The sequence below is a fragment of the Pseudomonas sp. MS15a(2019) genome, assembly GCF_013277805.1.
Lineage (GTDB): Bacteria > Pseudomonadota > Gammaproteobacteria > Pseudomonadales > Pseudomonadaceae > Chryseomonas > Chryseomonas benzopyrenica.
Map to the genome: position 1 here is coordinate 107,892 of NZ_VBTN01000008.1, position 13,238 is coordinate 121,129.

The 13,238-nt window shown below is 67.1% G+C and carries 10 protein-coding genes; 5 read left to right on the plus strand and 5 right to left on the minus strand.

The genetic code is table 11. The features are described from left to right. The first annotated feature begins 279 nt into the window (after positions 1 to 279). The 3 genes from FEZ61_RS12235 to FEZ61_RS12245 all read left to right on the plus strand — a co-directional run bounded on the left by FEZ61_RS12235 (position 280) and on the right by FEZ61_RS12245 (position 4,318). Positions 280 to 1,614 (plus strand): CitMHS family transporter, encoded by a 1,335-nt coding sequence (locus tag FEZ61_RS12235; RefSeq protein ID WP_027598679.1) that lies wholly within the window; start codon positions 280 to 282, stop codon positions 1,612 to 1,614. Between the two features lie 116 nt (positions 1,615 to 1,730). Beyond that, positions 1,731 to 2,483, plus strand: coding sequence for a TerC family protein (locus tag FEZ61_RS12240; protein WP_173148821.1), 753 nt, complete (start codon positions 1,731 to 1,733; stop codon positions 2,481 to 2,483). Positions 2,484 to 2,647: 164 nt separating this feature from the next. Next, entirely contained in the window at positions 2,648 to 4,318 is a 1,671-nt protein-coding gene (locus FEZ61_RS12245; RefSeq protein ID WP_068384469.1) for a Na/Pi cotransporter family protein, read from the plus strand. 199 nt (positions 4,319 to 4,517) lie between these two features. Here FEZ61_RS12245 and ampC read toward each other — a convergent pair whose 3' ends face one another. Beyond that, the gene (gene ampC / locus FEZ61_RS12250; protein ID WP_173148823.1) at positions 4,518 to 5,666 is read right to left on the minus strand and encodes a class C beta-lactamase; all 1,149 of its coding nucleotides are present in this window, start codon (positions 5,664 to 5,666) and stop codon (positions 4,518 to 4,520) included. Between the two features lie 170 nt (positions 5,667 to 5,836). Here ampC and FEZ61_RS12255 point away from each other — a divergent pair, with 170 nt between their 5' ends. Then, entirely contained in the window at positions 5,837 to 6,739 is a 903-nt protein-coding gene (locus tag FEZ61_RS12255; RefSeq protein ID WP_173148825.1) for a D-hexose-6-phosphate mutarotase, read from the plus strand. 380 nt (positions 6,740 to 7,119) lie between these two features. Here the strand turns inward: FEZ61_RS12255 and FEZ61_RS12260 are convergent, their stop codons facing one another. Both FEZ61_RS12260 and FEZ61_RS12265 read right to left on the minus strand, forming a co-directional pair. After that, positions 7,120 to 8,103 (minus strand): asparaginase, encoded by a 984-nt coding sequence (locus tag FEZ61_RS12260; protein WP_064307050.1) that lies wholly within the window; start codon positions 8,101 to 8,103, stop codon positions 7,120 to 7,122. Positions 8,104 to 8,264: 161 nt separating this feature from the next. Continuing rightward, a complete protein-coding gene (locus FEZ61_RS12265) occupies positions 8,265 to 9,719 on the minus strand; it encodes an alanine/glycine:cation symporter family protein (protein WP_068384473.1) in 1,455 nt (484 codons plus the stop codon). A gap of 276 nt (positions 9,720 to 9,995) precedes the next feature. Between FEZ61_RS12265 and FEZ61_RS12270 the strand changes: the two genes are divergently transcribed. After that, positions 9,996 to 10,784: a helix-turn-helix transcriptional regulator gene (locus tag FEZ61_RS12270; RefSeq protein ID WP_017639200.1), complete on the plus strand. Its 789-nt coding sequence runs from the start codon at positions 9,996 to 9,998 to the stop codon at positions 10,782 to 10,784. Here FEZ61_RS12270 and FEZ61_RS12275 read toward each other — a convergent pair. Together FEZ61_RS12275 and FEZ61_RS12280 are read right to left on the minus strand one after the other, a co-directional pair. After that, positions 10,781 to 11,986 carry a GGDEF domain-containing protein gene (locus FEZ61_RS12275; protein WP_173148827.1) on the minus strand — a complete coding sequence of 402 codons (1,206 nt, stop codon included), beginning with the start codon at positions 11,984 to 11,986 and terminating at the stop codon, positions 10,781 to 10,783. The genes FEZ61_RS12270 and FEZ61_RS12275 overlap by 4 nt on opposite strands. Before the next feature lie 144 nt (positions 11,987 to 12,130). Then, a complete protein-coding gene (locus FEZ61_RS12280) occupies positions 12,131 to 13,231 on the minus strand; it encodes a polyamine ABC transporter substrate-binding protein (protein WP_017639202.1) in 1,101 nt (366 codons plus the stop codon). Positions 13,232 to 13,238 lie beyond the last annotated feature (7 nt).

Consider the following 13,238-nt stretch of genomic DNA (forward strand, 5'->3'; position numbering starts at 1 on the left):
GGGGCGGCTAACCCCTTCCTTCATGTCCGCTTCGTGACATCCGGCAACATCCATTCGCCACCACGCAAGGCTGGCGAAAGGTTGACCTCTTAGGATCCGCTCAAGACCCGCCCCCGTGAGCGGGCGACGTGCCTACAAAAATAACCAGGATTCTTGCCATGTCGTATCTGTCCTTCCAGGCGTCCCCGCGCGCCCGCCTCCCCTGGATTTTCGCCCTCACCGCGCCCTTGCGCCGCGGCTGAACCCTCCTTCTCTTCGCGAAAATTCAGAGGTATTCCCATGCTGACTTTCCTCGGCTTCGCCATGGTCATGACCTTCATGTACCTGATCATGACCAAGCGCCTGTCTCCGCTGATCGCCCTGACCATGGTGCCGATCGCCTTCGCCGTGCTGGCCTGGGCGCTGTCCAGCGAATTCGCCAGCCTCGGCCACGTCAAGCTCGACGCCCTCGGCCCGATGATGCTCGACGGTATCCGCAAACTGGCGCCCACCGGCGTGATGCTGTTGTTCGCGATCCTCTACTTCGCGGTGATGATCGACACCGGCCTGTTCGATCCGGCGGTGCGCTGGATCCTCAAGCTGGTCAAGGGCGATCCGCTCAAGGTGGCCATGGGCACCGTCTTCCTGACCCTGGTGGTCTCCCTGGACGGTGACGGCTCGACCACCTACATGATCTGCGTGGCGGCCATGTTCCCGCTGTACCGGCGCCTGGGCATGAATCCGCTGATCATGACCTGCCTGATGCTGCTCTCCAGTGGCGTGATGAACCTGACCCCCTGGGGCGGTCCGACCGCGCGCGCCGCCAGTGCCCTGCACGTGGATCCGGCCGACGTCTTCGTGCCCATGATCGCGCCCATGCTGCTGGCCATCGCCTGGCTGTTCTTCCTGGCCTACCTCTATGGCCGCAGCGAGCGCGCGCGCCTGGGCATCCTGCAGATCGGCGAGACCGAAGGCGCCGACGTCACCGTCTCCCAGTGCGCCGAGGCCCGCCGCCCGCACCTGCGCTGGTTCAACGGCCTGCTGACCCTGGCGCTGATGGCCGCGCTGATCATGGGCGTGCTGCCGATGCCGGTGCTGTTCATGATCGCCTTCGGCATCGCCATGACCGTCAACTACCGTTGCCTGAACATGCAGAAGCAGCGCATCGCCGCCCATGCCGAAAACGTCCTGGCGGTGGTCTCGCTGATCTTCGCCGCGGGCATCTTCACCGGCATCCTCTCGGGTACCGGCATGGTCGACGCCATGTCCAAGGGCCTGCTGGCGGTGATCCCGGACGCCCTGGGGCCGTACATGGCGGTGATCACCGCCCTGGTCAGCCTGCCGTTCACCTTCTTCATCTCCAACGACGCCTTCTACTTCGGCGTGCTGCCGGTGCTGGCCGAGGCCGCCGCGGCCTATGGCATCAGTCCGGTGGAGATCGCCCGGGCCTCCATCGTCGGTCAGCCCGTGCACCTGCTCAGCCCGCTGGTGCCCTCGACCTACCTGCTGGTGGGCCTGGCCAAGGTGGAATTCGGCGACCATCAGCGCTTCACCCTGAAGTGGGCTACCGTGACCTGCATGTTCCTGCTGGTCGGCGCTTTGTTACTGGGTGTGTTTCCGCTGTACAGCCGCTAGAGTTTTGCCAGAGCTACGACTAGCCTTGCCGGCTGTTCGAAAACGGCGCGTCGCCCGATGCGCCTTTTCCATTAGAGCGCGCGCCCGAGTGCGCCTTAGCTACGAGAGGATTTGCAATGGACTGGTTGACCAACCCGGAAATCTGGGTCGCCTTCTTTACCCTGACGGCCCTGGAGATCGTCCTCGGCATCGACAACATCATCATGATCTCCATCCTGGTCAGCCGCATGCCCAAGCACATGCAGGCGCGGACCCGGTTCTTCGGCCTGGCCCTGGCCATGGTCACCCGCATCCTGCTGCTGCTGTCCATCACCTGGGTCATGCGCCTCACCGCCGACCTGTTCTTCGTCTTCGGCCAGGGCATCTCCGGCCGTGACCTCATCCTCTTCTTCGGCGGCCTGTTCCTCCTGTGGAAGAGCAGCGCCGAGATCTACCACGGCCTGGAAGGCGAGGAAGAGCAGGACGAAGACGCGTCCACGAAGAAGGGCAGCGGCTTCATCGGCACCATCATCCAGATCGCCATCATCGACATCGTCTTCTCGCTGGACTCGGTGATCACCGCGGTCGGCATGGTCAGCCACGTGCCGGTCATGGTCGCGGCGATCATCGTCGCGGTGCTGGTGATGATGCTGGCGGCCGGCGCCATCAGCACTTTCATCGACAAGCACCCGAGTCTGAAGATGCTGGCGCTGTCCTTCCTGATCGTGGTCGGCACCGTGCTCATCGCCGAGGCCTTCGAGGTCCACGTGCCCAAGGGCTACGTCTACTTCGCCATGGCCTTCTCGCTGGCGGTGGAAGCCATCAACATCCGCCTGCGCGGCAAGGCCAAGGCCCGCGAAGCGGTCAAGCTGCGCAAAGAGCAGATCTGATCGCGGCGGCGGAACCCACCCGGCTCTCCGCCGCCTAATCCAGCAAGTCCCCACGAGCCCGAAGGTGCCCTGCCTTCGGGCTCGTGCGTCTGTGCAGAACGGTCATTACGATTTTGTGACAAGCTCGCCAGGAGCTCTTGGACACGCGCCGGGAGGGCGCCACGATGCTGACACTGCTCAATCTGCTATCCGCTGTGGCCCTGCTGGTGTGGGGCACCCATATCGTGCGCACCGGCATCCTGCGGGTATACGGCGCCAGCCTGCGCCGGGTGCTCAGCCGCAGCATGCAGCGCATGCCGCTGGCCTTTCTTTCCGGTATCGCCGTCACCGCCCTGGTGCAGAGCAGCAACGCCACGGCGCTGCTGGTGACCTCCTTCGTCGCCCAGGGCCTGGTGCCGCTCACCCCGGCGCTGGCCATCATGCTCGGCGCCGACGTGGGCACCGCGCTGATGGCGCGGGTGCTGACCTTCGACCTGTCCTGGCTGTCGCCGCTGCTGATCTTTCTGGGCGTGGTGTTCTTTCTCGGTCGCAAGCAGACCCGCGCCGGCCAGCTCGGCCGGGTCGCCATCGGCCTGGGGCTGATCATTCTGGCGCTGCAGCTGATCGTCGAAGCGGCCTCGCCCATGACCCACGCCGCCGGGGTCAAGGTGCTGTTCTCTTCGCTGACCGGTGATCAACTACTGGATGCCCTGACCGGCGCGGTCTTCGCCATGGTGTCCTATTCCAGCCTGGCAGCGGTGCTGCTCACCGCTACCTTGGCCGGCTCCGGGGTCATCTCGCTCAAGGTGGCGCTGTGCCTGGTGGTGGGTGCCAACCTGGGCAGCGGCGTGCTGGCGCTGATGGGCGCGGCCAAGCAGGGCGTGGAGGCGCGGCGGGTGGCGGTGGGCAGCCTGCTGTTCAAGCTCGCCGGCTGCATCCTGGTGCTGCCCTGGATCGGCCTGCTGGCCGACTGGCTGCAGGGCTACGACTTCAACGACGCCGAGGTGGTGATCGGTTTCCACGTCGCCTACAACTTGGTGCGCTGCCTGCTGTTCCTGCCGCTGACCGGGCCCCTGGCGCGCTTCTGCACCGCCATGCTGCCGGCCAAGGACAGCGCCGAGACCATCCTGCGGCCGCGCCACCTGGACACCGCCGCCCTGGACACCCCGGCCCTGGCACTGACCAACGCCTCCCGCGAACTGCTGCGCATGGGCGACGTCGTCGAGCAGATGCTGCAGCACCTGCTGGTGCTGATCAACGCCGGCGACAAGCAGCTGGCCCGCGAGGTGCGCCGCCTCGACGATGATGTCGACGCCCTCTACACGGCGATCAAGCTGTACCTGGCGCGCATGCCGCGTGACGACCTCGACGAGCGCGACAGCCGGCGCTGGGCCGAGACCATCGAACTGGCGATCAACCTGGAGCAGGCCGGCGATCTGATCGAGCGCATGGCCAGCGACGTGGACAGCAAGAAGATCGCCGCGCGGCGGTCCTTCTCGGCCTCCGGGGTGGACGAACTCTCCGCGCTGCACCGGCTGCTGGTCGACAGCCTCAAGCTGTGCCTGTCGGTCTATCTGTCCGGCGACCTGGACGCGGCGCGGCGTCTACGCCGGCTCAAGCAGCGCTTCCGCCTGCTGGAGCGGCGCTATGCCCATGCCCACGTTGAGCGGCTGCATCAACAGGTGGTGGAGAGCTTTGAGACCAGCTCCCTGCACCTGGGGCTGCTCAGTGACATGCGCCGGGTCAATTCGCTGTTCTGCAGCATCGCCCATGGCGTGCTGGAAGCGGCCGACGCTGGCTACGCCACCGAGCACGAGGTGCCGGCGGAGGGGCGGGAGGAGTCGGGCGGGGCCTGAGGTTGGACTTCGCGCATGAGGCTGCGCCGTCATCCACCTAACCTACGCCCTCGCTTTGGTCCGTAGGTTGGGTTGAGACAGCTCCATCGTCGAAGCCCAACAATGCCTGCGTCCCAAGACGACGTTGGGCTTCGCTGCGCTCAACCCAACCTACGGCGACCGGTAGAGCGGAGTGCCATGGCCGCGGCAACACGTTCGCTTACTGCACCCCGCCATCGAGCTGCTGCAAGATCCGCCAGGCCGTCTCGATCCGCGCGGAATTCGGGTAGTTGCGGTTGGCCAGGATCACCAGGCCGATCCGACGCTCGGGGACGAACAGCGCATAGGCGCCGAAGCCGTTGGTGGAGCCGGTCTTGTTCAACAGCCGGGCGCCGCTCGCCAGCAATGGCGGGTGCTGCCAGTCCACCGGTTGCGGCTCCAGGGCCATCGCCGGGGTATTGCCGGCCAGCAGCTGGGTCTTGGCTAGCGGATAGGGGTAGGCCTCCCAGCCCAGGCCCTGGGTCATGGAACCGCTGCGGTAGTAGCCCCGCTGGGTGGCGTCGAGCGCCTTGGCCAGGGGTGCCGGCAGCCGGCCAGGAGTCAGGTTGGCCTCGACGAAACCCAGCAGATCCCCGGCAGTGGTCTTGATGCCATAGGCCTCTTCGGCATAGACGCCGGGATTGACCCGCAGCGGCTCGCCTTTCTTGCCATGACCCCAGGCGTAGTGGGCCTGAGCCGCTGCCGGCACCTGCAGATAGGTGTGACTGAGTCCCAGGGGCGTCAGTACGTGGCGCTGCAGGGCCGTGGCGAAGGGCTCGTCGAGCCGCTGGGCCGCCAGGGCGCCGAACAGGCCGATGCTGGGATTAGAGTAGAGGCGGCGGCTGCCGGCGGGGAAGGGCGGCTGGAAGGCGCGGTAGAAGGCCGTCGTCTGATCGTCGCGGGTGACGCTGTCGGGAAATTGCAGCGGCAGGCCGCCGGCGCTGTAGGTGGCCAGCTGCAGCAGGCTGGCCTGGCCGATGGCGCTGCCGGCCAGGGCCGGGCGAACCTGCGCAACCGTTTCGTCCAGCCGCAGCCGGCCCGTCGCCGCCGCGTAGCCACCCAGGGTGGCGGTGTAGGTCTTGCTCAGGGAGCCGATCTCGAACAGGGTGGCGGCGTCCACCGGCTGGCTGCTGCGGCGGTCGGCCACGCCGAAGTAGTAGAGCCGGCGCAGCCCCGGAGCGCTGACGCCTATCGCGAGCCCCGGGATGCCCTGCTCGGCCATCACCGCGCGGGCGGCGGTGCGGACCTCGTCGTCGAGAGAGGTCGCCGCGTTGGCCAGGAGCGGCAGGGTCAGGCCGAGCAGAACGGAAAGGCGCGGGAAAGCCGACATGGCGGAGCGGTTCCTGGGGGACGAGGCCAGGAGTCTAGCCGAGCGCCGCCGCGCGGGTATGAGACGCGGGCGACGTTGGAAGCTTTTGCCGCCGGCGCTGTCCATGGCTGGCTGGAGCCCGGTCCTCGACTGGACTACAGTCGCCTCTCACCTTTTCCAGGAGTCATCCCATGTCCGCTGCCCCCCTCGTCGAACAGATCCAACTGGGTCAATTGCCCGTCTGGCGCATCCGCGTCGGCCAGGCCGAAGCCCTGGTGGCCTGCCAGGGCGCCCATGTGCTGCGCTACGGCTTCGACGGCGAACCGGACATCGTCTGGGGCAATCCGGAAGCCGTGTTCGAGCCCGGCACCCCGATCCGTGGCGGCATCCCGGTCTGCTGGCCCTGGTTCGGCGACCTGCTGAAGAATCCGGCCGAGGTCCAGGCCATGTGCACCACCACCGCGGACGCCCCGGCCCATGGCCTGGCACGGCAGGTGGCCTGGCAGGCGGGTGGCGTCGAGGTGGACACCGACCGGGTGCGCCTGGACTTCCACCACCGCACCTCCGCCGAGACCACTCCGGGCTGGCCCCATGCCACCGAGCTGACCCTGAGCCTGAGTGTGGGCGAACGCCTGGAGCTGACCCTGAGCGTGCGCAATCTGGAAGATCACCCGCTGGTGCTGAGCCAGGCGCTGCACACCTATTTCGCCGTGAGCGACGTGCGCGAGGTAGGTATCGAGGGCCTGGCCAATGCCGACTACTACGACTGCCTGGACGGCTGGACCCGCAAGCGGCAGAACGGCGAGCCGACCATCACCGCCGAGACCGACCGGGTCTATGTCGGTCTGCCGGCGCGCCTGGCGATCCGTGATACTCAGTGGCAGCGCCGACTGTTCGTGGAGACCCGCAACAGCCATTCGGCGGTGCTGTGGAATCCCTGGATCGACAAGGCGGCGCGCCTGAGCCAGTTCGCCGACGACGCCTGGCCCGGCATGCTCTGCATCGAGACCGCCCGGGTGATGGACGACGTCCTGACCGTAGGGCCAGGCGCCTCGGCCGAGATGGCGGTGAGCCTGTGGCGCGAGGCGCTGTAGGGGCTACTTTGGCGTGAGGGTTTGCCCTCACCCCGGCCCTCTCCCAAAGGGAGAGGGGGCGCTCAAGGGGAGTTTGGTGCGTTGTGTCAGGCGTCAAGCGGGCCCTTCCCCCGGCCTTCTCCCGGGGGGAGAGGGGGCGCGCAGGGGAGTTTGGTGCGAAGGGCTTGGGGCTATCAGGCTTCAAGCGGACTCTCACCCTGGCCCTCTCCCAGAGGGAGAGGGGATGCTCCGATAGGCTTTGGCGTGTTGGGTATTGGAGCGTGCGCAGGGCTCACTCTTGGCTTGGCAGGGTCACTGCCGTGCTGCGGCGTCTACCCAAACGCCCCCTCTCCCCCTGGGAGAGGGCCGGGGTGAGGGAGCAGCCGGCACCTGGCCGAAGATCACAACTCCTCGCACAGATTACGCCCGATCCACTCGGCCACCGCCGCGCGCTCCAGGCCGCAGCCGAGCAGGCTGTGCAGCTTGCCCAGGGCGGCTTCGCGGGTCATGCCGCGGCCGGAGATCACCCCGGCGTCGGCCAGGCCGCTGCCGGCGGCGTAGGTGCCCAGTTCCACCGTGCCGCGAGCACCCTGACTGAGGGCGACCACTGGTACCCCGGCATCGCGTTGTTCGGCCAGCGCCGCGAGGAAGTCGGCGTCGTCCGCCGGCCCCGTGCCACTGCCGTAGCATTCCAGTACCAGCCCCTGCACGCCGCTGCCCGCCAGACCGCGCAAGGTGGCGCCATCGACGCCCGGAAACAGCGGCAGCACCGCTACCCGTACCGCCTGGCGCGGCTGGTCGAAGCGTAAGGCGGCCGGCGTGGCCACCAGGGTGTCGCCGCTGCGCGGCCGGGCACTTGCCACGAAGGCCTTCCAGCCGCTGCTGGCCTGCTTGGTGCAGCGCGCCGCCGGCAGGCGTTCGCCATGGAATTGCACCTGCACCCCCGGCGCCAGCCCGCCGGCGAAGGCGGCGAAGCTGTCGGCCAGGTTGCCGTCGGCATCGCTGTCCGGCACGCCGGCCGGCAGCATGGAGCCGGTCAGCAGCACCGGAATGGCCAGACCCAGCAGCCGGAAGGCCAGGGCGGCGGCGCTGTAGGCCAGGGTATCGGTGCCGTGCAGCACCAGCACGCCGCGACAGGCCGGGTCCGCGGCCGCGGCGACGATGGCCTGGGCCATGCGCTCCCAGGCGGCGGGGCTCATGTTGGCGCTGTCGATCAGCGGCAGCAGCTCCTGCAGCCGCCAGGTCGGGTTGCCCAGTTCCGGGCGGCTGGCCAGCAGGGCCTCGATGCGCGCCTCGAAACCGGCGGCTGGGGCCAGGCCGGCGGCGGTCGCCTGCATGCCGATGGTGCCGCCGGTGTAGAGGATGTGCAGGTAGGGTGAGGTCATGGGGGACTTCCTGATAAGACTGCCCCCACGCGAGGTGGGGGCAGACAAGCGAATCATGGTTCGGGGCCGTTGGGCTTCGGCGATGGAGCCGCCTCAACCCAACCTACGTCACCCGTAGGTTGGGTTGAGCGTAGCGAAGCCCAACGTGACCGCTGCGGCGGTCAGTGCGCCTGGCGCGGCTGGGCGGCGCGGGCTTCGGCGACGGTGTCTTCCAGACGATCCAGCGACGGCCAGGCCTGGCGATCCAGGTCCAGGTCGCGGAACTGGTCGGCATCAAACACCGGCTGATCGACACCGGCGCGGCGCTGGGCGTCGTAGTCGTTGAGGATGCGCATGCCGACCTTGATCAGCATCGCCAGGGCGATCAGGTTGACGAAGGCCAGGCAGGTCATGGTGATGTCGGCGAAGGCGAACACCGTGGTCAGGTTCTGCATGGAGCCCCAGCAGATCAACACCAGCACCAGGCCGCGATAGCCGAGCAGCACGGCCTTGCCGCGGCCGAGCAGGTAGCGCAGGCCGTTCTCGCCCAGGTAGATGTTGTAGAGGATGCAGGTGAAGACGAACAGCGACAGGGCGACGCTGATGAAGATGCGGCCCCAGTCACCGACCACCGCGGCCAGGGAGTTCTGGGTCAGCACGATGCCGTCGCCGTCGAAGCCCGGGGCATAGAAGCCGGAGAGCAGGATCAGCAGCGCGGTACAGGTGCAGATGACGAAGGTGTCGAGGAAGACGCTGAAGGCCTGCACCACGCCCTGGGCGGCCGGGTGCTTGACCGCGGCCACGGCGGCGACGTTGGGCGCGGCGCCCAGGCCGGCTTCGTTGGCGAAGACGCCACGCTTGACGCCCATGGTGATGGCGGCGCCCAGCAGACCGGCGAAGGCCGGCTCCAGGCCGAAGGCGCTCTTGACGATGGTCAGCAGGGTGCCGGGCACCAGGTCGATCTGGGTGACGATCACATAGAGGGTGACGGCGATGTAGGCCAGGGTCTTGACCGGCACCAGGACGTCGGAGACCGCGGCGATGCGCTTGATGCCACCGATGAACACCAGGCCCAGCAGGATGGCCAGGGCGATCCCGGTGTACTGCACCGGCAGGCCGAAGGCGTTTTCCAGCGAGTGGGTCACGGTGAAGGACTGCAGGCCGACGAAGGCGAAGCCGTAGGTCACCAGCAGCAGGCCCGAGAAGATCAGCGCCATCCAGCGTTTGTTGAGGCCGTGCTGGATGTAGTACGCCGGACCGCCGATGTAGAGGCCGTCGCCATCGGCGCGCTTGTAGACCTGCGCCAGGGTGCACTCGAAGAAGCTGCTGGCCATGCCGACCAGGGCGGTCACCCACATCCAGAACACCGCACCGGGGCCACCCAGGGTCACGGCCAGGCCCACACCGGCGATGTTGCCGGCACCCACGCGGCCGGCCAGGCTGAGCATCAGCGCCTGGAAGGAACTCAGGCCGTCGCCGCTGTTGCGCAGGGAATCCTTGAACACCGTGAACATGTGCGGGAAGTGGCGCACCTGCACGAATCGCGAGCGCAGGGTGAAATAGCTGCCCAGGCCGACGATCAGCACGATGAGCACGTGGCCGGACAGGAAGTCGTTGAGCATTTCTAGGTAGTGCATGAAGAATCCTCGAGCATGCTAGTGATGCTCCAAGGCCGGCTCGCAAGCCTTGGGGCTATTATTGTGGAATATCCCGCTCCCGACACCGCGCCCGGTCGTGGGGAGACGACCGGGACAGGGCGCTGGGACGGATCGGTCCGGGTGGAACGGGCAGTAAGACGGACCGGGCCGCCTAGGTTCGGCTATCCCACCGGCGTGGACAATTCCGCGCCTCGCTTCAAAATGGCGCGACTTGATGCTAGTTTTCCGGCCGTCTGTCAAGCTTGGGCAGGGTTCATGAGCGATTTTTCCGCCAATTTGCAGCTGCTCTGCCAGCGCCACCGCTCGATTGCCGCCGTCTGTCGCGCCGTCGGTATCAACCGTGCCCAGTTCAATCGCTACCTCAACGGCCAGAGCCGTCCGTCGCCCTACAACCTGCAGCGACTGGCGGAGTTCTTCGGATTGCCGGCCAGTGATCTGCAGCTGCCGCAACGGCAATTCGCGGCGCGCCTGGGGGCACCGGTCAGCCAGGAGACGGGGTGGGCGGGGCAGGCGCTGGCCCTGTTCGGCGAACGCCAGGAAGGCTTGGTCCGTTACCAGGGCTACTACCACGAATACTATCCGTCGCTCTCCACCCCAGGCGTAGTGCTCTGTGGGCTGGTGCGGCTGTTCGAGGAGGAAGGCGTCTTTCGCTATGTGCGTTTCGAACGCCTGCGTCGTCAGGGCGAGGCCACGAGCCAGGCACGCTTTCGTTACCTGGGCCTGGCCATGAGCCTGGAAAGCCGGCTGTTCTTCACCGACTACGAATCCCTCACCGGCAACGAGTTGTCGCAGACGGTGCTGCTGCCCAGCGCGCGCAATCGCATCGATCGCCTCAACGGCCTCAAGCTGGGCGTCAGCGCCTCCGACCGCCGCGAGCCGGCCTGCACCCGAGTGGTCTGGGAGTACCTGGGCACCCGCCCCCGGCGCGGTCAGGCCTATGGCCGCATCGGTCTCTACGACTGGCAGGACCCTCACCTGGACGACGATCTGCGCCAGCGCCTGGCCAGCGCGACTCTGGTCGATCGGGTCTATCGCCTGGGCTAGCTGGGTTCAGCGACCTGGGTCTGGCAGCGATCGCAATCCTCCAGGATGGCGCGGTCGCGCCCGGCCTGCTTGGCCCAGTAGAGCTGGCGATCGGCGGCTTCGAGAAAGGTTTCGGCGCAGTCGTGGTCCAGTCGGGCGCAGGCGCCGCCGATGCTCACGGTCACGCGCGGACCAGCAGGGGGGCCGAGGTGGGGAATCTCCAGGCGCCGTACCGCATCGAGCAGGCGCTGGGCCAGTTTGCTGGCATCCTCCTCGCGCGAAGGGGTGCAGAGGATGGCGAACTCCTCGCCACCGTAGCGGGCCAGGCAGTCGCCGGCGCGCAATTCATTGGCCAGGGCGGTGGCGACCTGTTGCAGGCAGCGATCGCCGGCCGGATGCCCATAGCGGTCATTGAAGGCCTTGAAGTGATCGACGTCGATCATCAGCAGGAGCAATGGCCGGGGCGGGGGATAGGCCAGGGCGGTGGCCAGGGCCTGCATCAGCGCCCGGCGGTTGGCCACGCCGGTGAGGGGGTCCGTGGCCGATTGCTGTTCCAGAACGCGGTTGGTGGCGGCCAGCTCTTCGTTGCGCAAGCGGTCGCGCAGGATCAGCAGATAGCCCTGACGGCGCGCGCGCTCCATCCAGAAGTTGTTGAGCAGGGTGAAGCTCGCGGTGGCGAACGCCAGGGTCATGACCAGCGAAGCCTCCAGAGCCGACAGGGCATGCATCTGGGTGGCCAGGCCGATGGCCAGCAGGGCGAACAGGCTGTGGACCGCGGCCTGGCGCAGGGGCGGCGCGATGCAGCTGTTGGTGAAGAGCGTCATCAGCGGCATGGTCGCCAGCCAGAGGGCGCGGTGCGCGGCATCGGTGGCCTCGACGTCGAGCAGCGGCGGGAGATAGGCCAGCAGACAGGGCAGGATGCCCAACCACTCGCGCGCGGGATGTTCGGCGGGTATCACCCCGAGCGCCAGCAAGACCAGCCCGCCGCCAATCACCACCAGCGCGCTGAGCAGGCTGATGAGCCAGAAGGCCTCGTTCATCAGGATCCAGTCCCAGATCGAGAAGCTGGCGTAGGCGAGGATGGCCACGGTCAGGCTGATGCGCAGGTGCCGCCGGCGCGAACGGGCGATGTCGTGCTGGTAATGCCGTTCCAATACCGATTCGAAGCGCAGGGCCCAGAAAGGGCGAGCCAGCGCTCGGGTGAGGGCGAGACTGAGGGACATGACGCCGTACCTGGCAGGTAAATCCAATGGGTCACTTCAGCACAGTAAGTCCCTTAGCGCGATAGAGGGTTCCCGGACGCGGGGATGTAACCGCCGAATGGTAGCCATTGGCTACCATTCGGGTGGTCGTGGACGCCGTTGCCGCTAGTTGCCGGCCTTGATGCGACTCCAGGCACGGGTGCGGACCCGCTCGATGGGCTGCGGCAGCGGCTGCACCACATAGAGCTTCTTGAGCATTTCCGGGGTGGGCACCAGGTCGTGGTTGTCGCGGATGGCGGCGGTCACCAGCGGCATGCCCGGCTTGTTGGCGTTGGGGTAGCCGAGGTAGTCGCTGATTCCGGCGATCACCTTGGGTTCGAGCAGGTAGTTGATGAAGGCATGGGCCTGGTCGACGTTGGCGGCACTGGCCGGAATGGCCCAGGTGTCGAACCAGATGGGCGCGCCCTCGCGTGGCAGCCGCCAGTCCACCACCACGCCGTTGCCGGCCTCCTTGGCGCGGTTGCCGAACTGGTAGAAGCTGCCCGAATAGCCCACCGCCACGCAGATGTCGCCGTTGGCGATATCGGTCATGTACTTGGTGGAATTGAAGTAGGCCATGTAGGGGCGGATCTTCAGCATCAGCGCCGTGGCCTTTTCGTAGTCCTTGGCGTTGGCGCTGTTGGGATCCAGCCCCAGGTAGTGCAGTACCACCGGCAGGATGTCCGAGGGCGAATCCAGCATGGCCACGCCGCAGCTCTTGAGCTTGGCCATGTTCTCCGGCTTGAACACCAGGTCCCAGCTGTCCACCGGTGCGTCCGCGCCCAGCGCCGCCTTGACCTTGGCCGGATTGAAGCCGATGAGGATGGTGCCGTACATGTAGGGCACGCCGTACTGGTTACCCGGATCGTTGACCTCCAGCAGCTTGAGCAACTCGGGATCGAGATTCTGCCAGTTGGGCAGCTTGGTCTTGTCCAGCTTCTGGAACACTCCGGCCTTGATCTGGGTTTCCAGGAACTGGTTGGAGGGGATTACCAGGTCGTAGCCGGAGCGGCCGGTGAGCAGCTTGGCCTCCAGCGACTCGTTGCTGTCGAAGGTGTCCCAGGTGACACGGATGCCGGTCTGCTTGGCGAAGTCCTTGGGCGTCTCGGGCAGGATGTAGTCGGCCCAGTTGTAGACCCGCAGTTCGCCAGGATCGGCGGCCTGGACGGCGGTGGCGAGCAGGGCGCCACCGAGCAGGACGGTGAGCGGACGCAGGAGGCTGTGCATGGTCGGA